The 21,838-nt window shown below is 57.6% G+C and carries 17 protein-coding genes, 2 tRNA genes, 3 rRNA genes and 3 pseudogenes; 16 read left to right on the forward strand and 9 right to left on the reverse strand.

Features of this window, described 5'->3' with window-relative positions:
- Positions 1–28: 28 nt before the first annotated feature.
- The 5 genes from BLW71_RS06110 to BLW71_RS06130 are packed head-to-tail and all read left to right on the forward strand — an operon-like array spanning position 29 to position 2,012.
- Positions 29–661 carry a glycoside hydrolase family 24 protein gene (locus BLW71_RS06110; protein ID WP_286161940.1) on the forward strand — a complete coding sequence of 211 codons (633 nt, stop codon included), beginning with the start codon at positions 29–31 and terminating at the stop codon, positions 659–661.
- Entirely contained in the window at positions 658–1,044 is a 387-nt protein-coding gene (locus BLW71_RS06115) for a hypothetical protein (RefSeq protein WP_091794109.1), read from the forward strand. Before BLW71_RS06110 ends, BLW71_RS06115 begins: the two co-directional genes overlap by 4 nt.
- The gene (locus BLW71_RS06120; protein WP_091794111.1) at positions 1,041–1,325 is read left to right on the forward strand and encodes a hypothetical protein; all 285 of its coding nucleotides are present in this window, start codon (positions 1,041–1,043) and stop codon (positions 1,323–1,325) included. The genes BLW71_RS06115 and BLW71_RS06120 overlap by 4 nt, the downstream gene beginning before the upstream one ends.
- A 2-nt stretch (positions 1,326–1,327) precedes the next feature.
- Complete coding sequence (locus BLW71_RS06125; protein ID WP_091794113.1) at positions 1,328–1,795, forward strand: 3TM-type holin; 468 nt, start codon at positions 1,328–1,330, stop codon at positions 1,793–1,795.
- Positions 1,788–2,012 (forward strand): hypothetical protein, encoded by a 225-nt coding sequence (locus tag BLW71_RS06130; protein ID WP_091794115.1) that lies wholly within the window; start codon positions 1,788–1,790, stop codon positions 2,010–2,012. The genes BLW71_RS06125 and BLW71_RS06130 overlap by 8 nt, the downstream gene beginning before the upstream one ends.
- Before the next feature lie 87 nt (positions 2,013–2,099).
- On the opposite strand, the gene BLW71_RS06135 is transcribed toward BLW71_RS06130, so the two are convergent.
- Both BLW71_RS06135 and BLW71_RS06140 read right to left on the reverse strand, forming a co-directional pair.
- Positions 2,100–2,315, reverse strand: a complete 216-nt coding sequence (locus BLW71_RS06135) for a hypothetical protein (RefSeq protein ID WP_091794117.1) — start codon at positions 2,313–2,315, stop codon at positions 2,100–2,102.
- A gap of 88 nt (positions 2,316–2,403) precedes the next feature.
- Complete coding sequence (locus tag BLW71_RS06140) at positions 2,404–2,679, reverse strand: hypothetical protein (RefSeq protein WP_286161941.1); 276 nt, start codon at positions 2,677–2,679, stop codon at positions 2,404–2,406.
- Between the two features lie 639 nt (positions 2,680–3,318).
- Between BLW71_RS06140 and BLW71_RS06145 the strand changes: the two genes are divergently transcribed.
- From BLW71_RS06145 to BLW71_RS06180, 8 genes and pseudogenes are all read left to right on the forward strand, one after another.
- Positions 3,319–4,590: a tyrosine-type recombinase/integrase gene (locus BLW71_RS06145; RefSeq protein WP_177204981.1), complete on the forward strand. Its 1,272-nt coding sequence runs from the start codon at positions 3,319–3,321 to the stop codon at positions 4,588–4,590.
- Positions 4,587–5,537, forward strand: a complete 951-nt coding sequence (locus BLW71_RS06150; RefSeq protein WP_091794123.1) for a tyrosine-type recombinase/integrase — start codon at positions 4,587–4,589, stop codon at positions 5,535–5,537. The genes BLW71_RS06145 and BLW71_RS06150 overlap by 4 nt, the downstream gene beginning before the upstream one ends.
- Positions 5,534–6,544, forward strand: a complete 1,011-nt coding sequence (locus tag BLW71_RS06155) for a tyrosine-type recombinase/integrase (protein WP_091794125.1) — start codon at positions 5,534–5,536, stop codon at positions 6,542–6,544. Before BLW71_RS06150 ends, BLW71_RS06155 begins: the two co-directional genes overlap by 4 nt.
- A gap of 176 nt (positions 6,545–6,720) precedes the next feature.
- Positions 6,721–8,244 (forward strand): IS21 family transposase, encoded by a 1,524-nt coding sequence (gene istA / locus BLW71_RS06160; RefSeq protein WP_091794127.1) that lies wholly within the window; start codon positions 6,721–6,723, stop codon positions 8,242–8,244.
- 8 nt (positions 8,245–8,252) lie between these two features.
- The gene (gene istB / locus BLW71_RS06165; protein WP_091794129.1) at positions 8,253–9,041 is read left to right on the forward strand and encodes an IS21-like element helper ATPase IstB; all 789 of its coding nucleotides are present in this window, start codon (positions 8,253–8,255) and stop codon (positions 9,039–9,041) included.
- Between the two features lie 85 nt (positions 9,042–9,126).
- Positions 9,127–10,461, forward strand: a complete 1,335-nt coding sequence (locus tag BLW71_RS06170) for an ISNCY family transposase (RefSeq protein ID WP_091794131.1) — start codon at positions 9,127–9,129, stop codon at positions 10,459–10,461.
- A gap of 213 nt (positions 10,462–10,674) precedes the next feature.
- Positions 10,675–11,685: an IS110 family RNA-guided transposase gene (locus BLW71_RS06175; protein WP_091794133.1), complete on the forward strand. Its 1,011-nt coding sequence runs from the start codon at positions 10,675–10,677 to the stop codon at positions 11,683–11,685.
- Between the two features lie 312 nt (positions 11,686–11,997).
- A pseudogene (locus BLW71_RS06180) lies at positions 11,998–12,636 on the forward strand (ISNCY family transposase); the annotation flags it as partial.
- 119 nt (positions 12,637–12,755) lie between these two features.
- Here the strand turns inward: BLW71_RS06180 and rrf are convergent.
- The 5 genes from rrf to BLW71_RS06205 all read right to left on the reverse strand — a co-directional run bounded on the left by rrf (position 12,756) and on the right by BLW71_RS06205 (position 18,096).
- Positions 12,756–12,868 (reverse strand): 5S ribosomal RNA (gene rrf, locus BLW71_RS06185).
- Between the two features lie 210 nt (positions 12,869–13,078).
- A 23S ribosomal RNA gene (locus BLW71_RS06190) occupies positions 13,079–15,957 on the reverse strand.
- 319 nt (positions 15,958–16,276) lie between these two features.
- Positions 16,277–16,352: transfer RNA gene (locus BLW71_RS06195), tRNA-Ala, on the reverse strand.
- A 68-nt stretch (positions 16,353–16,420) separates the two neighbouring features.
- A tRNA-Ile gene (locus BLW71_RS06200) sits at positions 16,421–16,497 on the reverse strand.
- A gap of 66 nt (positions 16,498–16,563) precedes the next feature.
- Positions 16,564–18,096, reverse strand: a 16S ribosomal RNA gene (locus BLW71_RS06205).
- The 16S, 23S and 5S rRNA genes sit together here with 2 tRNA genes alongside, the layout of an rRNA operon.
- Before the next feature lie 354 nt (positions 18,097–18,450).
- Between BLW71_RS06205 and BLW71_RS42910 the strand changes: the two are divergent.
- Both BLW71_RS42910 and BLW71_RS06215 read left to right on the forward strand, forming a co-directional pair.
- Positions 18,451–18,630, forward strand: a pseudogene (locus BLW71_RS42910) (IS6 family transposase); the annotation flags it as partial.
- Positions 18,631–18,691: 61 nt separating this feature from the next.
- Positions 18,692–19,434, forward strand: a pseudogene (locus BLW71_RS06215) (acetamidase/formamidase family protein); the annotation flags it as partial.
- A gap of 255 nt (positions 19,435–19,689) precedes the next feature.
- Here the strand turns inward: BLW71_RS06215 and BLW71_RS06220 are convergent.
- On the reverse strand, positions 19,690–20,274 hold the full coding sequence (locus tag BLW71_RS06220; RefSeq protein ID WP_091794136.1) for a TetR/AcrR family transcriptional regulator: 585 nt from the start codon (positions 20,272–20,274) through the stop codon (positions 19,690–19,692).
- Between the two features lie 117 nt (positions 20,275–20,391).
- On the opposite strand from BLW71_RS06220, the gene BLW71_RS06225 reads away from it, so the two are divergent.
- Positions 20,392–21,384: an SDR family NAD(P)-dependent oxidoreductase gene (locus BLW71_RS06225; protein WP_091794138.1), complete on the forward strand. Its 993-nt coding sequence runs from the start codon at positions 20,392–20,394 to the stop codon at positions 21,382–21,384.
- 268 nt (positions 21,385–21,652) lie between these two features.
- Here the strand turns inward: BLW71_RS06225 and BLW71_RS41550 are convergent, their stop codons facing one another.
- A complete protein-coding gene (locus BLW71_RS41550) occupies positions 21,653–21,832 on the reverse strand; it encodes a hypothetical protein (RefSeq protein ID WP_177204982.1) in 180 nt (59 codons plus the stop codon).
- Between the last annotated feature and the right edge of the window lie 6 nt (positions 21,833–21,838).

Genomic DNA, 21,838 nt, shown 5'->3' on the forward strand with positions numbered 1-21,838 from the left:
ATCGCGCGGTGGTGTGGAGGTACTGGTGATGGAAAACAACCAGGCGGGTTTGGTGCTGCTGCTGGTCGCAATCGCGGCGGCGGTACTGTTTTTGGGCGATAGCGGGTCGTCGGATAGCGGCGGCGATCAGGACGTTTCAGGCGGCGCACTCGGCGGCGCAACGGGGGATTTGATGGACCTATTTGGCAGCAGCACGGGCGCGAACGGTGGCAACCGGTCGGCCTTTCTCGCGATGATCGGACAGAGCGAAGTTGGCGCGGCACTGATCGGTGAAACCGACGGCGGCTATAACGTGCTGGTCGGCTCGACGCCGGGCAACCCGATGACGTTCAGCGATTACAGCACGCATCCAGACATTCTCAACCAGCAATACGATTCGACGGCGGCCGGGCTGTACCAGATCAATTTCCCGACGTTCAAGACGCTGCGGAGCCAGACCGGACTCACGGATTTCAGCCCGGCCACGCAGGACGCCATGGCTATCCAGTTGATCACGAACAAGGGCGCGCTCGCGGACGTGGACGCAGGGAATTTCGCGTCGGCCGTGCAGAAGTGCGGGCCGGTGTGGGCGAGCCTCGGATACAACAACTACGGACAGCCGACGAACCAGCTTGAGACTTTGCAGGCGTGGTATCAGGCTGCAGGAGGGGCCGTCGCATGAGCAAGCAGAGCAACACGGTCGGCAACGTCGCCATCGGGCTGGCGGTGGTGGTGCTGGGGTTCGTGGTCTACAAGACGATGTTCAGCGGCAACGTGACCTACACGGGCGCGGCACCGACGCCCAAGCAGACGAGCACCGCGGCGAATCCGGCGGCGCTCGCGGCGTCGCTTGTGCCCACGGTCAATTCGCTCAGTTCGCTGTTCGGGAGCCTGAACAGCTACGTACCGGCGGCCGGAACATCGACGCTCGGCGGGCTGGACCAGACCTATACGTCGGCGGCCTACAACCCGGATGCGATCAGTAGCGCCATCTCGTCGGACACAACGGCATCCATGGCGAGCGCGGGAGAAAGTGACCTCAATTCGTGGGGCTTCTCGCTGTGAGCGTGAAAGACGACGCCATTGAGATCACCGTTGCGGTGGTCGCGCTCGCGCTCGCCGTCTGGTACATCGAATCGCGGTTCAAGGCGGCCGGCGGCGTCACGGGACTGTCGTCGTCGCTATTCAGCTACGCGACGGGTTCCCTGTTCAGCGGCGGCGATCCAACGCCGAGCATGGGCGCGATCCCGGACCAGACCACGCTCAACACCACTAACGCCACGTCGTCTGATACGGTGAATTCGCTGCTGAATTCCAGCCTGACGATGCAGTCAATCGGGATGTAGCCATGAGCATCATTACTGACCTCATCGCGCCGGGCGGCGGCGTCGCGGACCTGATCAGCACGGTAATCAAGCGCGTGTGGCCAGACAAGGAAGCGCAGCAGCAGGCCCAGCAGCAATTTGAACTGCAGTTGCTGCAGATGCAGCAGCGCGGTGAGCTGGACCAGTTCGACGGACAGATCAAGCTCGCGCTCGCGCAGGTGCAGACCAACAACACCGAAGCGGCGAATAGCAATTTCTTCGTGTCGGGCGCGCGGCCAGCGGTGATGTGGGTGTGTACGGTCGGGCTTGCGTACCAGATTCTGGCGCGGCCGATGCTCATGTGGGCGTCGATCGGCTGGTGGCACATTCCGATTCCGCCGGCCATCGACAACAACACACTGATGACGCTGCTCATTGGGCTGCTCGGCCTCGGCACGCACATGATGGTGGAAAACGTGCAGCAGGCCCGCCAAGGGGCTGGCAATGGCTGACAGCGTATCGAAATGGGCTGGCTTGGCTGGCATCGCGGTCACGGCGGGAACGCTGATCTGGCAAATGTCCGGGATCGCGCACGACGTGGGCGAGGTGCGCGTGGCCGTGACGGACCTGCGCACCACGGAAAAGGGAACCGACGAACGGCTTTACGCGCTGGAAAGCCGTGTTGTCAAACTTGAGACCAGCGTGTCACTGATGGAGAAAAGCGAATGACCAAGCATCGACGCCGCCGCGAACGGGACAGCAAAGGCCGCTTCAAGCGTAGCCGGTAGAAAAAAGCCCCTATTTCAGGGGCTTTTTTCATTGTGCGGCGGGAAGGTAGACGGCGCGCTCGGCGTCGGGGCCGTGTGCCAGCGTAGTGAAGGCTTCGCGCGTCATCATGTAAAGCTTGCCATCGAGTCGAACGCGAAAAAACGCCGCGTCGCGAACGTCGTCAAAATAGCCGCATGCATCGTCAAACTTGGAGGCGAGGAGCCAGCTGTCTGCAGGAGGGTCGCGGAGATCAAGGTCTGTCATTCGAGATTCTCAGGATCAATTTTCCGGCCGCCAAACAGCCAGAAAAGGGAGGCGCCAACGGCGGCGATGACGGTGATGATAGCGCGTTTCATTTGAGGCCTAGACGGCGATTGAGGAACGCCCGCCGTGCGCGGGCGTTTTCTATGGTGGTGTCGAACGTGCCGGCGAGCTTCGCGCGGGCGACCTTCCCGGCCACGTCCCAATGTCGTATGTAGTACGCCATGCGTTGCTCGCTGATTGCGAAGCCAGGCGCAAGGGCGGACACCCAAAGCTCCAAATCTTCATACGTAACAACGACTTGGCCGAACAGATCAAGCATTGCAAACCCCGGAAAAGCGAAGCGGGGAAAAGAAGCGTTTTGCATACCTTGATCGAAGCTTAGGCGGCCAGTGCGTTATCCCATACTGTGGTTTTCCTGAACCGACGACGATTTGACATAAGATAAATTATCACCCATTTGTATGTAAGAGCAAAGCTGTAATGTCGTACCTGGGCAAAGCTGAAACGTCGCATGTCATGCTGGCTGACCTGTGACGGGAGGCTCGCATGACGACATCTGGGACGATCACCATGACGATGCGCGAGGTTGACCGGCTCAGGACGATCCAGTCGGTGGTCGACGGTATGCTGATGATGTGAATTTCCGGCATATAGGCGCCATTTCGTTTTCGGCGTAATGGCGCCACCGGATTTCCGGCGTAATGGAGCCACGGCGTTTTCGGCGTAAAGGCGCCAGTAGTTTTGCGGCGTAATGGCGCCACCCAGATGACGAGCAGCGAGGGTTCGAACTTCATTGATCGGCTAGACTCCCGGCCTTTTGCCGGGAGAGGCCGTGGCCAATCGGAGGTTCGTTAGGCACGGGCGGAAATTAGGTTCAGAGGCGACACGGTGAGTGCCCTTGTACGCGGACTGTATCGTAGAGAGCCGCGATGCGACCTTTGTTGAAGCGCACCTAATTTCGGTGTACTCCTACCGATGCATACGTTGGTTCATGGAGGACATCATGACTGTCAGCAAATTGGCGGCGGACTCATCGCGCTGTGGCATAGCTATCGGGAGCCCCGTAGACGCCATCGTCTCCAAATACGTTGATCACTTGCTTGCCCTGCGATATGCGGACGATACGATTCAACACTATCTGGCCTCCTTGCGTCACTTTACGCATCGGCTGAACAAGAACAAGCGGTTGACCCTTGCCGATATCGATGATGCTCTCGTGACGGAGTTTGTCGATGTTCATTTGCCGCATTGCAGATGTCCGCGACCGTGTATGCGCCATGTCAACACGGTACGCGCGGCTCTCCGCCATCTTCTGGCCGTTCTCAAGGAGGAAGGGTTGTGCAGCACCGTACGACCTCAGTTGCATACGCCGGTCGACATCGAACTAGAACTGTACAGGCATTATCTGGTGGATAGTTGCGGTTACGCGCAGACCACTTGCCGTAACCGCCTTTGGCGGATTCGCCGCTTCCTCGACTCTGTCTTCGGTCAGGGTCAGGGGTCCGTGTCTGCCGGTCACCTGACTTCAATGGATATTGAGGACTTCACCGCACGCTGTTTCAAAGGCCGGAGTCACGGGACACGTCGTAGCTACTGCGTTGATCTCGCAAGTTATCTGCGCTTTCGTGGCTTGAACGGAGATGACACTCGTGCTCTCTTCGCTGCGATCCCGAAGATGGCGCCACCAATGCCGGCGCCTCTGCCGATTGCGATGACCGAGAGGGAACTGGATCTCTTTTTCGCAGCGTTCGATTTGACCAAACCGATTGGCATGCGCGATTTCGCAATTGCACGGTTTTTGACCGATTTGGCGCTACGTCGCATGGAAGTCGTGCGACTGCAGTTGGAATCATTCGATTGGCAGAATGGAACGGTGACGCTGACTCATAACAAGGGCGGACGAGAACGCAAGCTACCGCTGCCGGTACAAACGGCCCACGCACTTGTCCGCTATTTACAATACGGACGGCCCGATACGAGTAATCGTGCCGTCTTTGTCCGGCAAATCGCGCCGTACGACATGCCGATTGACGCCGTTGCCATCAATCACCTCATCAGAGGCGCCTTTGTACGTGCAGGCCTCGACGAGCGATTTCATGGCGTCCACGTGTTGCGACGCACGGCAGCAACCCGCCTCATTCAAGGTGGGGCATCGCTAAAAGAAGTTGCCGATGTACTGGGGCACAGACATCTCAACACGACGACGCTTTACACCAGGGTTGATCTTGATCGTCTGCGCAAGGTAGCGCAACCATGGCCGGAGCATCGATCATGAATGCGCCCCGACTTTGGACCGAGCGCATCGAAGACTACCTTGCGTATCGGCGCAACGCTGGATTTAATGTCGTGGGCGACGCGCCCAGACTGCGGCAATTCGGGCGGTTCGCTGATCGGCAGACGCCCCCGCAGTCACACCTTGTCGTCGAACTCGCCGTGGCATGGGCTCAATCGACGAAACGAAGTCAATACTTTACTTGGGCTCGGCGTCTTGAGCTGCTGCGGGGTTTTGCGCGGTACTGGCAGCGTTTCGATCCAGTGACCGAGGTGCCGCCAGGAAGGTTGCTCGGCAGAGCCTATCGCCGATTGACGCCACATATTTTCACTCAACAGGAAGTATCGATGCTGATGGCAGCTACCGCCGGCCTGCAGCCTCGGGATGGCCTGCGTCCTGCGACCTGCAAGACCATGATCGGGCTGCTCGCAGCAAGTGGACTACGCCCGATAGAGGCCACACGCCTGACACGTAATGACGTCGATCTTGATCAGGGACTGCTGTTGGTCCAGGAAGCAAAAGGGCATCGAAGCCGCTTGATTCCATTGCATCCGAGCACCACAGAGGCACTACGCACGTATGCTCAACAGCGTGATCGCCTCGTGCGCCAGCCAGGCAGCGACCGTTTTTTTCTGCTCGACAAAGGTAAGGCAGCCGGCGTACCAACGCTCCAGTGCGCGTTGGAAACCCTATGCCGTCGACTCGGGTGGTTGCCACGAGGCGATTATGCGCATCATCGCTGTTATGACTTCAGACATAGTTTTGTCGCCAACAGTCTGTTGCGCGCCGACCGCCACGGGATCGATGCTGACCACGCAATCCTCGCGCTCTCGACTTATCTCGGCCACGCTTCAGTTGCCCACACTTACTGGTACTGTACGGCGGTGCCGGAACTGATGGCAATCGTTGGAGAGCGCTTTCATCAGTATGCCAAAGGAGAATCGACATGAGCCTTGTCACCAGCCAGCCACAGGAGTTTGCCTCGCTCCTCCAGCGGTTCTTCGTCGAGCGGCTAATGCAGCAGCAGAATGCGAGTGCAAGAACGGTCGAATCATACCGTGACACCTTCCGTATGCTATTGACCTACGCTCAGCAAGTGTTGCATAAGCCGCCCGAGAAGTTAACTCTCGACGAGCTCGACGTCACATTGATCACTGCCTTTCTGGACCACCTCGAAACTGCACGATCCAATAGCATTCGCAGTCGCAATGCCCGGCTTTCCGCAATACGGACCTTCTACCACTATGTCACGATGCGATGTCCGCAAGCACTGCACCTGGCTCAACAAATTCTCTCGATCCCAACGAAACGTTTCGAGAGACCGCTTCTCGGATTTCTCTCACGTGAGGAAGTTCACGCCTTGTTGGGTGCGCCCGATCCGGATACGTGGTTCGGGCAGCGCGACCGTCTATTGCTCGCACTGCTGTACAACACTGGAGCCCGAGTGTCGGAGCTGACAGGAATGCGGGTAGCCGATGTAACGCTCGCTGCGACGCCGTGGGTACGCCTGCATGGCAAGGGGCGGAAGCAGCGTGCCGTACCCCTATGGCGTGAAACTGCGGCAGCGATACGCACCTGGATACGTAACCAGCGTTTACAACCGGAACAGCCGCTGCTGCCAAGTCGCCATGGCGGACCAATGACGCGCGCAAACGTGGCTGAACGATTTTCGCTGGCACTGACGGCAGCAGCGAAGACCTGTCCATCGCTTCTGAAGCGCCATATTACCCCGCATTCCATGAGGCACACGGTTGCCACGCATCTCTTGCAGGCCGGTGTAGGTATCACCGAGGTTGCGCTCTGGCTCGGACATGAAAGCCCCCTGACGACGCACGGCTATGTCGAGGCAGATCAGGCAATGAAGCGCCGAGCACTTGCGGCGGTGAAAGCGCCCAGAGTCAAGGTGCCTTTTTATCGCCCACCCGATTCACTGCTCAAATTTCTGGAAAGCCTTTGAGTTTATTAGGTGAAGCATTCGAGCGAGTGACCTCGCTCCCAAGTTCCCTTCCCGGGCCAGACGATAGCCTCACAACCCCGGGAAGGGCCTCCCCAATCCGCTGCCTCATATTCAACCGAACCTAATTTTCTGACTTACCTAACGAACCTTAGGTGAAGCTTCACCTAAGGTTCGAGATGTACCAATACCGACAGATCCTGGTGCGCATGCGCCGAGGCGACTCTGACCGGGATATCGCACGATCGAAGACCATGGGGCGCAAGAAGATTGCGCAGGTGCGGGAGATTGCCGCCAGGAACGGATGGTTGGCGCGTGAAGCGGTTTTGCCCGACGAACACGTAATGGCCGCTTTCCTGGATCGCAAAGAGGCGCCGCTACCATCGAGCTGCGTCTCAACGTTGGAACCGTGGCGGGAGCAGATCGCCAAGTGGCGGGCAACCGGAGTTCAATGCACGACGATCCACTCCACGCTCGTTCGCAACCACGGATACGGCGGCAGCTATTCGTCGGTCTATCGTTTCCTTCTGCATATAGATGCATCGCACACGCCCGACGTGCCGCTGCGCCTGGAATTCAAGCCGGCCGAAGCGGCCCAGGTTGATTTCGGCGCTGGTCCGATGATGACCGACGCGCTCACCGGCGAGATCCACAAGACATGGTTCTTCGTCATGACCCTGGCCTGGTCGCGCCACCAATATGTTGAGTTTGTCCGAGACCAGACGGTAGCAACCTGGCTGGGATGTCACCGGCGCGCGTTCGAGGCATTTGGTGGTGTGCCGGCTCGGGTCATCATCGACAATTGCAAGTGTGCGATCACGCGCGCGTGCTATTACGAGCCCGAGGTGCAACGCGCGTACGGCGAGTGCGCAGAAGGATACGGTTTCAAGATTGATGCTTGTCCGCCAAGGGATCCGCAAAAAAAGGGAATCGTGGAATCGGGCGTCAAATTTGTGAAGCGAGGCTTCTTGCCCTTACGCGAGTTTCGTGGCGTGGCTGACGCCAATCGCCAGGTACACGCGTGGGTGATGAACGAAGCCGGCAACCGCATTCACGGTACGACTCGCGACATGCCGCTCAAGCGCTTCGCGGAAGTTGAACGAAGCCTGCTGATCAGCTTGCCGGACGTGCTGCCGGAGCTTGCCGTGTGGGCGAAGGCCAAGGTGCACCGCGACGCTCATGTCCAGTTCGAGCAGAGTTTTTACTCGGTCCCGTATAGGCTGGTCGGCCAGGAACTGTGGCTCAAGGCGACCGACACCATGGTGACGCTGTATCGCGGGCAGGAATCGGTCGCAGCCCACGCCCGCCTTACTCGCGCAGGCGGCCGTCGCACGGTAGACGATCATCTGCCATCCGCTGCCCAGGCGTGGCAACTGCAGGACACCCAGTGGTGTTTGGCAGCTGCTGAGCAGATCGGGCCTGCCTGCTATGCCCTGGTTCAGGCGCTCTTCGGCGACAAAGTCTTAATCAAGATGCGCTCGGTGCAAGGCGTTTTGCGGCTCAAACAGAAATACGGAGCAGTCCGCCTTGAAGCTGCCTGCTCGCGCGCCAACCACTACGGCACGCCGCACTACACGGCCGTTAAAACCATTCTGCAAAAGGGATTGGATCAGCTGACGCTGTTAAACGCCTTTGATGCGCTGGCGAGCACCTACACCGAAGGCGGCCGTTTCTGCCGCAACACACAAACCATTCTCCAATAAGGCCGGCCATGCATCCCATTCCTGAATTGACTCCACTGCTTAAGCAGTTGCGCTTGTCCGGCATCCTCGATTCGCTGGAAGCGCGAAACCGCGAGGCCATCGATCGCAAGCTTGCCTTCACCGAATTCCTTTCGCTGCTCATTCACGACGAAGTAGCCCGGCGCGATAACAAGAAGCTCAGCCTGCGCATGCGACGCGCCAACTTCCGTAGCCAGAAGACGCTCGAAGGATTCGACTTCGACCGGCTACCAGGGCTGAATCGATCCGCTATCCATGATCTCGCCACGTGCCGATTTATTGACGAGAAGGTGGCGGTCCTGATTGCCGGGCCTTGCGGAACGGGGAAAAGCCATCTTGCGCAAGCCCTCGGACACGCTGCAGCTCGGCAAGGACACGATGTGCTGTTCTCAACACAAAGCCAATTATTAGCAAGCCTGCGCAGCGCGGCAGCCGTGGGCACTTACGACCGTCGTTTCCAGTATCTCGCCAAGCTTCCACTTCTGATCATTGACGACTTTGGTCTTAAGCCACTGCGTTCGCCAGACGATGAAGACTTCCACGACCTGATCGCCGAGCGTTATGAGCGCGCAGCAACGATTTTAACGTCGAATTTGGACTTCCCAGAATGGGGGGAAGCATTCCCAGGTAACAAGATGATCGGCGCTGCAACCCTCGACCGCTTGCGTCATGGCGCTCACAAAATCGTCCTCGACGGCGAGAGCTATCGCGGACTCAAACCGGGCGTCGAAACACTCAGAACCGAGCTTGCAAAAGGAGGCAAAATCAAGCAACCTTGATCCCCGTTCGAGCCCTCGAATTGCCCGTTTCCAGTGGCGTCATTACGGCGAAAATGCCCGGCGCCATTACGCCGAAAGGTGACAGATGACGTGGCAGGCTGCAGAACGGCTTCATCTGAGCCGGCGTCAGGTTGAGCGGCTGACGGTACGTTACCGCCGCCAGGGTGCCTCAGGGCTGCTGTCACGGCATCGGGGGCACCCGAGCAACTACCAACTGGCGGATGGCACGGCGGAACGCGCGTTGAATCTGATCCGGGGCAGTTATGTGGATTTCGGGCCGACGCTGGCGTGCGAGAAGCTGCGCGAATGTCATGGGCTGGTGCTGTCGAAGGAAACGGTGCGTCACCTGATGACGGAGGCCGGGCTGTGGATTCCGCGCCGGCAGCGACCACCGAAGATCTACCAGCCACGGGCGCGGCGATCGTGTCTGGGCGAACTGATTCAGATCGATGGCAGCGATCATCGCTGGTTCGAGGATCGCGCGCCGGCGTGCACGCTGCTGGTCTATGTGGACGACGCAACCAGCCGGATCATGGCGCTGCACTTCACGGCGACCGAATCGACCTTCAGCTACTTCGAGGCGACGCGGGCGTATCTGGAACTGCACGGCAAGCCGGTCGCGTTCTACAGCGACAAGGCGAGCGTATTCCGCTCGACACAGACGGCGACCACGGGCGGCAAAGGTGTGACGCACTTCGGCCGGGCGATGTTCGAGTTGAACATTGAGGGGTTGTGCGCAAATTCAAGCCAGGCCAAGGGGCGTGTTGAACGCGCGAACCTGACATTGCAGGACCGCCTGGTGAAGGAACTACGGCTACGCCAGATCGACACGCGGGAAGCGGCCAACGCTTACGCGCCTCACTTCATCGCCGACTACAACACGCGCTTTGGCAAGGTACCACGCAGCGCTTTCAATGCTCACCGGCCGCTGCGAACAGATGAGAATCTCGACACCATCCTGACGTGGCGTGAACCGCGGCGCGTCACGCGCTCGCTGACGCTGCAGTACGACCGGGTGATCTACCTGCTCGATGACACGGACGCGAACCGCAGACTGGTCGGACGCTACGTCGATGTGTACGAGTATCCGGACGGTCGCATTGAGGTTCGCGCGGATGGTGTCGCCCTTCCCTGCACGCCTTATGACCGGCTCTCGGAGATCGATCAGGGCGCGGTGGTCGACCACAAGCGGCTGGGTCACGTGCTGCAGGTCGCGCAACTGGTTCAGGCCGATCGCGATAACCGTCGCGCGTCAGGTTCACCGTCACGGACCAATCAGGGGCAGGCTCCGAAGCTGAAGGAGCGCAAGGCACGGACAAAGAAGCAGCGGGAGATCACTGTCGATGATCTGAACACCGCGATTGGCAGAACGACGGTCAGCCTTCGTGACCCTGTAATCAAAACCTCGTCAAGGAGATAGCAAAGGTACAACTACGACACTTCTACTTTGCTGCCACTACGACATTTCAGAATGGCCTCGACATTGTGTGTGGAGGCTTTATGTAAATGTCGTGTTCTAGCCATTTAGATGGAATGGTCGCCTCCCGCCTTAACGGTCTGTCCGGCGCCGCGGTCTCGCTTCCAGAACGTGCGACATTGCAGGTTCGGCAGTCCTGCCGTCAAGGAGAATCTGATGGAACCCACGATCATTGCCATCGATCTGGCGACGCGCGTCTTCCAGATCCATTTCGTTGATTCTGACACCGGCGCAATCCACAACAAGGCTCTCAAACGCGCGCAGCTACTACCGTTCTTTGCCAACCGGCCTGTATCCCGTGTCGTGATGGAAGCCTGTGGCAGCGCTCATCATTGGGCAAGGCAACTGGCTCGGCTTGGCCACGATGTGCGGCTCATTGCAGCGCAGTTCGTGCGGCCATTCGTCAAGTCGAACAAGAACGATGCCGCGGACGCGGCGGCAATCTGGGAAGCTGCGCAGCGTCAGGGCATGCGGTTCGTGGCCGTCAAGACCGAAGATCAGCAGGCGATGCTCGCGCTTCACCGGATGCGGCAGCAACTGGTACGGTTCCGCGTCATGCAGGTCAACCAGATGCGCGGTCTGCTCTACGAGTTCGGCGTGATCCTGCCGCAGGGTCGCCGTGCCTCGATCGAGGCCGCCAAAGCCGCACTCGCAACGCTCGCAGACCAGTTGCCGGCGATGCTCACGGAAAGCCTCCAGGACCAGCTCTCACGAATGCTCGTGCTCGATGAACAGATCGGGCGCATCGAGCAACGCATTATCGAATGGAGGCGCAGTGATGAAGCGTGTCTACGTATCTCGGAGATTCCTGGTGTCGGTCTGCTGACAGCCACTGCAGCAGTCTCGGTCATCGGTCAGGCGAAAAACTTCCGGTCTGGGCGTGAATTTGCGGCTTACCTTGGTCTGGTGCCACGTCAGAACAGCTCAGGCGGCAAGATCAGGCTTGGCGGCATCAGCAAACGTGGCGACGTGTATTTACGGACGCTACTCATACACGGTGCCCGGGCTGTCATCTCAAGTTCGAAGCATCTGCCCGAGAGATTGCGCCTCCTGTTGACGCGACGTCCGACGAACGTAGTCGCTGTCGCACTGGCCAACAAGATGGCGCGAACAATCTGGGCGCTGCTGGCTTATGGGCGAACGTATCAGGCGACGCCAGCGCAGTAACCATTTGTCACCGCATTTGATCTCATCCACGGTTGCACAGGTGTATTGAACGATGGCAAGACAGGTTGGACCGCGCAAAGGCAAACCTGAGACATTTCTCGGACCTTGAGTCCGCTCATTTAGATTAGGACCTTTGCGGCGAAATCCATTGGGGCCGGCGGGCATGCCCGCGATCGAGTCCGGATATAAGTCCGCAACCACCCTCCTCGCCATGAACAATTACCTTGCAAATGGGAGGCGACCATATAAGAAATGTCGTGTTTCTAAACGCTGGCATGCCGGTCGGTCCGTTGCGAGATTTCGGAGTCGGCCATGTGTCCAGCCACACTGGTGACATTGAACATGCGAGAACTCGACCGTTTGAAGGTCATCCAGGCCATTGTCGACATGGGCCTCAGCCTGGTCGCGCGGCCGAACGTCTGGGCTTGACCGTGCGTCAGGTTGAGCGCCTGGTGATCCGCTATCAGGAATCCGGTGCGGCTGGACTGGCCTCGCGCAGACGTGGCCGGTCCGGCAACCGGAAGCTGGACGAAGGACTGGCTCAGCGGGCGCTGGCGATCATTCGCGAGCGCTATGCCGATTTAGGCCCGACGCTGGCGTGCGAGAAGCTTTGGGAGTATCACGGCATCCGGATGGCCAAGGAAACCGTGCGGCAGTTGATGACCGATGCCGGACTGTGGATTCCACGCCGGCAGCGCCCGCCGAAGATCTACCAGCCGCGGGCGCGGCGCTCGTGTGTTGGCGAACTGGTGCAGATCGACGGCAGCGAACATCCGTGGTTCGAGGAACGGGCGCCCGCTTGCACGCTGCTGGGTGTTCATCGACGATGCGACTGGCAGGCCGATGACGCTGCATTTTACGGCAACGGAATCGACCTTCAGCTATCTCGAGGCCCAGTCGAAGTATCTGATGGCACACGGCAAACCTGTCGCGTTCTATAGCGGCAGGTTTCGTCCGGTTTATCCACGACTGCCGGGCGTTTGCCGTTTGCCGTTTGCCAGCGGGCGGCAGGCGGCCGTAAACGCATAAACCCCACCTTTTCGGGGTGGGGTTTCTGATGCTGCTGGGGAGCCTGACGATTACCTACTTTCACACGGGAATCCGCACTATCATCGGCGTGGAGTCGTTTCACGGTCCTGTTCGGGATGGGAAGGGGTGGGACCGACTCGCTATGGTCATCAGGCATGACTTGTTGCTGCGCTGTCTCTGGGGACAGCCCAACCAATCTGGAAGAAGTAGTTTCTGGTGATGCTCACCAGGCAAGCTTGGGGGGTTGTGTTGTTTCTGGCACAACACTGATCACTCAACCGTGTGTGGCGTCCCTGCCCCCTTCGGGGGTGGGATGCTCGTAAGTGCTGAAGCACTAACGATCATCGCAAGACACACCTGTTATAGGATCAAGCCTTACGGGCAATTAGTATCAGTTAGCTTAACGCATTACTGCGCTTCCACACCTGACCTATCAACGTCCTGGTCTTGAACGACCCTTCAAGGGGCTCGAAGCCCCGGGGATATCTCATCTTAAGGCGAGTTTCCCGCTTAGATGCTTTCAGCGGTTATCTCTTCCGAACATAGCTACCCGGCGATGCCACTGGCGTGACAACCGGTACACCAGAGGTTCGTCCACTCCGGTCCTCTCGTACTAGGAGCAGCCCCCTTCAAATATCCAGCGCCCACGGCAGATAGGGACCAAACTGTCTCACGACGTTTTAAACCCAGCTCACGTACCTCTTTAAATGGCGAACAGCCATACCCTTGGGACCGGCTACAGCCCCAGGATGAGATGAGCCGACATCGAGGTGCCAAACACCGCCGTCGATATGAACTCTTGGGCGGTATCAGCCTGTTATCCCCAGAGTACCTTTTATCCGTTGAGCGATGGCCCTTCCATACAGAACCACCGGATCACTATGACCTGCTTTCGCACCTGCTCGACTTGTCGGTCTCGCAGTTAAGCACGCTTATGCCATTGCACTATCAGCACGATTTCCGACCGTACCTAGCGTACCTTCGTACTCCTCCGTTACACTTTGGGAGGAGACCGCCCCAGTCAAACTGCCTACCATGCACTGTCCCCAGTCCGGATAACGGACCAAGGTTAGAACCTCAAACAAACCAGGGTGGTATTTCAAGGTCGGCTCCACGCAGACTGGCGTCCACGCTTCAAAGCCTCCCACCTATCCTACACAGACCGGTTCAAAGTCCAATGCAAAGCTACAGTAAAGGTTCATGGGGTCTTTCCGTCTAGCCGCGGGGAGATTGCATCATCACAAACACTTCAACTTCGCTGAGTCTCGGGAGGAGACAGTGTGGCCATCGTTACGCCATTCGTGCAGGTCGGAACTTACCCGACAAGGAATTTCGCTACCTTAGGACCGTTATAGTTACGGCCGCCGTTTACCGGGACTTCAATCAAGAGCTTGCACCCCATCATTTAATCTTCCGGCACCGGGCAGGCGTCACACCCTATACGTCCACTTTCGTGTTTGCAGAGTGCTGTGTTTTTATTAAACAGTCGCAGCCACCAGTTTATTGCAACCCCTTCACCCTTCTGGCGCAGGCCAGTCAAGCTACAGGGGCGTACCTTATCCCGAAGTTACGGTACCAATTTGCCGAGTTCCTTCTCCCGAGTTCTCTCAAGCGCCTTAGAATACTCATCTCGCCCACCTGTGTCGGTTTGCGGTACGGTCTTGTTAAACTGAAGCTTAGAGGCTTTTCTTGGAACCACTTCCAGTTGCTTCTTCACCGAAGTGAATGGCCTCACACCCTTGAATTCCGCGCCCGGATTTGCCTAAGCGCCTTCTCCAATGCAAGGACCGGGACTTCCAACACCCGGACAACCTTCCGCGATCCGTCCCCCCATCGCATTTAACAATGGTGCAGGAATATTAACCTGCTTCCCATCAGCTACGCATTTCTGCCTCGCCTTAGGGGCCGACTCACCCTACGCCGATGAACGTTGCGTAGGAAACCTTGGGCTTACGGCGAGGGGGCCTTTCACCCCCTTTATCGCTACTCATGTCAGCATTCGCACTTCCGATACCTCCAGCGCACTTTTCAATGCACCTTCGCAGGCTTACGGAACGCTCTCCTACCATGCATATAAATATGCATCCGCAGCTTCGGTATATTGCTTAGCCCCGTTACATCTTCCGCGCAGGACGACTCGATCAGTGAGCTATTACGCTTTCTTTAAAGGATGGCTGCTTCTAAGCCAACCTCCTGACTGTTTTAGCCTTCCCACTTCGTTTCCCACTTAGCAATATTTGGGGACCTTAGCTGGCGGTCTGGGTTGTTTCCCTCTTGACACCGGACGTTAGCACCCGATGTCTGTCTCCCGTGATTGCACTCTTCGGTATTCGGAGTTTGCTATGGCGTAGTAATCCGCAATGGACCCCACAACCATGACAGTGCTCTACCCCCGAAGGTGATACACGAGGCACTACCTAAATAGTTTTCGGAGAGAACCAGCTATTTCCAGGTTTGTTTAGCCTTTCACCCCTATCCACAGCTCATCCCCTAACTTTTCAACGTTAGTGGGTTCGGACCTCCAGTACGTGTTACCGCACCTTCATCCTGGCCATGGATAGATCACCTGGTTTCGGGTCTACACCCAGCGACTGAACGCCCTGTTCGGACTCGCTTTCGCTACGCCTGCCCTAATCGGTTAAGCTTGCCACTGAATGTAAGTCGCTGACCCATTATACAAAAGGTACGCCGTCACCCCTTGCGAGGCTCCGACTGTTTGTATGCATGCGGTTTCAGGATCTATTTCACTCCCCTCCCGGGGTTCTTTTCGCCTTTCCCTCACGGTACTGGTTCACTATCGGTCGATCACGAGTATTTAGCCTTGGAGGATGGTCCCCCCATCTTCAGACAGGATTTCACGTGTCCCGCCCTACTTGTCGTACACCCAGTTCTTCCTCGCTGTTTTCGTCTACAGGGCTATCACCTGCTATGGCGGCACTTTCCAGAGCCTTCGACTAACAATGAAGATAAAGAGTACAGGCTGGTCCCATTTCGCTCGCCACTACTCTGGGAATCTCGGTTGATTTCTTTTCCTGCGGTTACTTAGATGTTTCAGTTCACCGCGTTCGCTTCACGTAGCCTATGTATTCAGCTACGGATGACCCATACGGGCCGGGTTTCCCCATTCGGATATCGGTGGATCAAAGCTCGTTTGCCAGCTCCCCACCGCTTTTCGCAGGCTACCGCGTCCTTCATCGCCTGTGATCGCCAAGGCATCCACCACATGCACTTGTTCGCTTGACCCTATAACGGGTGTGTCTCATGTGTGATCCACTGGGAATCACACGCTCGCCACAATCGCTACAGGTTGAGTATTCGTGTTGCGCCGTATTCCAAGGCAATCTTTCGATCACCTTTTCATACATTGATACAATCACAACCCTGATTCACCTACTCAACCACCCATCTCTAAGTGATCTTTCGTGAATCTCTTTACTACTTCTTCCTGATTGTTAAAGAACGACAGCCGATATCGCAGTTGCTATAACCGCGTATCACTCTGACTGGCTCAATCGCCAATGCACAACGCTCTGCTTCTCACAGAACGCTACGCATTGAGGATTGGTGGAGGATGACGGGATCGAACCGACGACCCCCTGCTTGCAAAGCAGGTGCTCTCCCAGCTGAGCTAATCCCCCAGTCATGCACAGATAATCTCTACCTGTTGATACCCAGAGGTTATCGATCAGCACACCAGACAAGACTTTGGTGGGTCTGGATGGATTCGAACCATCGACCCCCGCCTTATCAAGACGGTGCTCTAACCGACTGAGCTACAGACCCCTGAGTCTGTCTAAATTTCACAGCCGATAAGCGTGAGCGCTCAACACATTGACGCGTTAGCTCGAGAAAGGAGGTGATCCAGCCGCACCTTCCGATACGGCTACCTTGTTACGACTTCACCCCAGTCATGAATCCTACCGTGGTGACCGTCCTCCTTGCGGTTAGACTAGCCACTTCTGGTAAAACCCACTCCCATGGTGTGACGGGCGGTGTGTACAAGACCCGGGAACGTATTCACCGCGGCATGCTGATCCGCGATTACTAGCGATTCCAGCTTCACGCACTCGAGTTGCAGAGTGCGATCCGGACTACGATCGGTTTTCTGGGATTGGCTCCCCCTCGCGGGTTGGCGACCCTCTGTTCCGACCATTGTATGACGTGTGAAGCCCTACCCATAAGGGCCATGAGGACTTGACGTCATCCCCACCTTCCTCCGGTTTGTCACCGGCAGTCTCCCTAGAGTGCTCTTGCGTAGCAACTAGGGACAAGGGTTGCGCTCGTTGCGGGACTTAACCCAACATCTCACGACACGAGCTGACGACAGCCATGCAGCACCTGTGTTATGGCTCCCTTTCGGGCACCCTGACCTCTCAGCCAGGTTCCATACATGTCAAGGGTAGGTAAGGTTTTTCGCGTTGCATCGAATTAATCCACATCATCCACCGCTTGTGCGGGTCCCCGTCAATTCCTTTGAGTTTTAATCTTGCGACCGTACTCCCCAGGCGGTCAACTTCACGCGTTAGCTACGTTACTAAGGAAATGAATCCCCAACAACTAGTTGACATCGTTTAGGGCGTGGACTACCAGGGTATCTAATCCTGTTTGCTCCCCACGCTTTCGTGCATGAGCGTCAGTATTGGCCCAGGGGGCTGCCTTCGCCATCGGTATTCCTCCACATCTCTACGCATTTCACTGCTACACGTGGAATTCTACCCCCCTCTGCCATACTCTAGCCCGCCAGTCACAAATGCAGTTCCCAGGTTAAGCCCGGGGATTTCACATCTGTCTTAGCGGACCGCCTGCGCACGCTTTACGCCCAGTAATTCCGATTAACGCTTGCACCCTACGTATTACCGCGGCTGCTGGCACGTAGTTAGCCGGTGCTTATTCTTCCGGTACCGTCATCCCCCACGGGTATTAACCACGAGGTTTTCTTTCCGGACAAAAGTGCTTTACAACCCGAAGGCCTTCTTCACACACGCGGCATTGCTGGATCAGGCTTTCGCCCATTGTCCAAAATTCCCCACTGCTGCCTCCCGTAGGAGTCTGGGCCGTGTCTCAGTCCCAGTGTGGCTGGTCGTCCTCTCAGACCAGCTACAGATCGTCGCCTTGGTAGGCCTTTACCCCACCAACTAGCTAATCTGCCATCGGCCGCCCCTGTAGCGCGAGGTCCCGAAGGATCCCCCGCTTTCATCCACAGATCGTATGCGGTATTAATCCGGCTTTCGCCGGGCTATCCCCCACTACAGGACACGTTCCGATGTATTACTCACCCGTTCGCCACTCGCCACCAGGGTTGCCCCCGTGCTGCCGTTCGACTTGCATGTGTAAGGCATGCCGCCAGCGTTCAATCTGAGCCAGGATCAAACTCTTCAGTTCAAACCTGTTACTGTTTTTCGGTTCCGTTAAGAACCGGTCGCTCACTCAACGTACTGACGAATGATCCAACCATCTTGCGACAGTCAAACCTTCCTTTCATTACTGTGTGAGACTTGATACTTTTGCTTGCCGGCAGATCCCGAAAGATCCACCTCGCATCGCGCATCAAGCGCCCACACTTATCGGCTGTTAATTTTTAAAGATCATTCGCTTGGAGAGCTCTGCTTTCTTCGCGTCCGTCATCTAACGGGAGGCGAATTATGAAGATCAGCCACCACCCCGTCAAGTACATTTGAAAATTTCTTTTTGGGGGCTGCTGAATTGGATTTCGTCACTGAGAAGTCAGGCATTGTCAACATCAAGTCACGCACGAGCGTCATGCGTAGTTCCAAGCAATTCAGGAACGCCGCGATCACGCTGGCGGGTGTTGAATTGATGCATCGCCTTCGCAAAGGACAATTTAGCCTCACCCAACTTCGCCTCGAGGACATCACTGTGCCTGTGGTTTGGAATGTGCTCCTCTCGGATCAATGAGGCATCCTATCAAAACAGATTTCCTCGACAAGCTCCGCCATTTGCACCAGAGCCGATCAATCTGCAAATGATTCCGCGCTTCAACTACGGTTCGAATCTCGCCGCGCATTGGGGCCATCTGTTCACTGACTTCGAGAAGGAACGCGTCACTATCTACGAACTCGATCAGGCATCGAACACGGCTCCCGCGCTGTATGCGTATGACTATCCCGGCAAATATCTCGTGCCGGGCAAACGCTCGGAGATCCGCGACTGCTGCCGCGAACTTGCGCTTGAAGGCATTCGCGTACCGGTGCGCCGTCATCTGGGCACGGCAGGCGTCGCGCCTGACGTGGCAGGTCGCGTGAGCACCGTGCCGCCGGGCGCGCACGGCGGCAATATTGATAACTGGCGCATCGGCGCGGGCTCCGCCATGTACTACCCTGTCGCCGTGGACGGCGGATTGTTCTCGATCGGCGACCCGCATGTATCGCAAGGCGATGGCGAAATCAGCCGCACCGCGATCGAGGCGTCCCTCAATGTGATGTTCCAGATCGTGCTGCGGCGCGACTTCAGGTTTCCCTCGCCGTTGCTGGAAACGCCGGACTACGGATCGTCCACGGCTTCGACGAAGACCTCGACGTCGCGACCAAAAACGCTTCACGCGACATGTTGCTGCTGCTTACGGAACAGCAAGGCCTCTCACGCGACGACGCCTATTCGCTAATGAGCGTCGCCGCGGACTTCTCCGTCACGCAGGTGGTCGATGCCCGCCAGGGAATTCACTGCAAGATCCCCCGCAGCATCTTTCCTCCGAAATGGAAAACAGCACCCCCCGGCATTTCTCTCAGGCAAAGCCGGGGCGTCGCGGGGGCGTTGAAACGACTACCTCCTGGCACGCGCGGCGAGTCGCTTGACTTTACCGGTCATCGTTGTCGACAGCGGTCACGTTCTGGTTTGATGGACGGGACGTTCCCGGATACGCGCTAGTGCCGGCGCCGCACCGTTCCCCGACGCTGCCCGGCCAACAGCAATCCTGCCGAAACAGGTGTTCGTTCGGAGTTCTGACAAGGACAGCGCCTATCCGTCGATCGGTTTGGATCCGAGTAATAGTATGCCCACCAGTCGCCTAGCACTTTGTTGCCAGTCTGGAGCCGAAGCTACGTTCGATACTCCAACCAGTGCGCGCAGAAGGTCCAGTGGCTCGAGATCTGCACGGACATCTCCACTCTCAACCGCTCGGTCAACCAGCGTCCGGATTGCAGCCTTGATTTGTTTTCCCGAGCACTCGAACAGTTCGGACGACGCCCCGCCCACTATCGAATTCAGCGCAGGCGCAATGATCTTCTTTGTCGCAATGTAATCGACGAACAGCAGCATCCATTCTCTGAGAGCGTCGAGTGCAGGCAACTCGTCTGTCAGGCGGAGCTGCTCTTGCGCGAGCCGCTCGACCTCCGCGCGATAAACGCTCTCCAGCAAAGCTTCGCGCGTGGGGAAATGGCGATACAGCGTTCCTGGACCAACGCCGGCCTGGCGGGCGACATCATCCAGGCTGATATCGCTGCCTTCGTGTGAGAAAGCCTCCTTTGCAACCTCAAGGATGCGCTCGCGATTGCGCTGAGCGTCCGCTCTCGGTTTCCGTTCTTTCGGTATGGAATCAGTCATGGGCGAATCGGCACTTGCAAACGGAGAGATGCTCCGTTTATTATGTATGAAACGGAGGATGTCTCCGCTTTATCGGATGGCAGGGTGGCGTCAATCTTACAGTGACGGAGAGATGGCATGAGCGAACATTTTGGTGCGACATCAACAACCGACGACGTACTGTCTGGCATCAAGCTTCACGGAAAACGAATTCTGGTGACAGGCGTATCTGCCGGGCTCGGCGTGGAGACGGCAAGAGCCCTCGCTGCCCGCGGCGCGACCGTCGTCGGAGCAGCACGCGATTTGAGTAAAGCGGAACGCGCAATCAGCGGCGTGCAGAGAGAAGCGGCAGCAGGTGGCGGGAGTATCGAGCTCATCGAGCTTGACCTGGCGAGTCTGGCCAGCGTTCGGGCTTGTGCCGACAAGTTACTCGCCGAGGGCAAGCTGTTCGACGTGGTCATCGCCAACGCAGGCGTCATGGCGACTCCCAAGGGCACGACAGCCGATGGTTTCGAGACCCAGTTCGGGACCAATCACCTTGGGCATTTCGTGCTTGTGAACCGGCTCGCAACTCTGCTTTCGGCGGGGAGCCGTGTCGTGATGCTCGCGTCATCAGGTCATCGGTTTGCAAACGTCAACCTCGACGACCCGGACTTTGAGCGTACGCCATATGAGCCGTTCGTGGCGTATGGACGGTCGAAGACAGCAAACATCCTGTTCGCGGTTGAGTTCGACCGGCGGCATCGAGCTCGAGGCGTGCGAGCTGCCGCGGTCCATCCAGGTGGCATTCACACCGAACTGGGACGTCACATGGGCGAAGAACAGCTGACCGCGCTCGTTGAGGCGATTAACAAACAGCTGGCGTCCGAAGGTAAAGATCCTTTCCGGTTCAAGACCGTTCCACAAGGTGCAGCCACCTCCGTATGGGCTGCCGTGGTCGCGTCTGCCGAAGACGTCGGCGGCCGATACTGCGAGAACTGTCACGTAAGCAATGTCGTTCCTGACGAGGCCGTGATTACACCTGTCAGCGAGGGCGTTCGAGGCTATGCGCTCGACCCGGTCAACGCAGAAGCGCTGTGGCGTAAGAGCGAACAGATGGTCGGCGAATCGTTCGCAGTTCCTGACCGTTAGCATTACCCGGTGAGCCACCTCGCTCGATGCATGAAAGAGGCGGTCGTGTTTACTTTGCGATAGCAGCTTAATCCTGGCTCGATGCGGGTTTGCGGGCAGGCTCCGCTATAAATAACTCACCAAACCAGGCGCATCCTGTCTGTCGTCTTCCGGCTGCCCTCTTCCCGTTTTGCTCGCCCCGACGAATCTTTCGCACGCCGCAGTGACGCCAGCTCTTCGCTCAACGGGTGAAACGAAAACGCCGACAGTCTGCTACGCCAGTGCCGCCCTAAAGGCACAGGGATCTACTGGCGAGGCCGAGCGTGAGGCTGTCGCGCGCCACCTCCTGACGCAGGGGCTGCCTGTCGAAGCCGAACAGATCCTGATTGTCAGCGAGGTCCAACATGGTCTGACGGCAATCGCTATGGGCCTGCTTCGTCCGGGCGATGTCATCGGCGGAGCCTTGCATTCTTGT

The sequence above is a fragment of the Burkholderia sp. WP9 genome (assembly GCF_900104795.1).
Classification (GTDB): Bacteria; Pseudomonadota; Gammaproteobacteria; order Burkholderiales; family Burkholderiaceae; genus Paraburkholderia.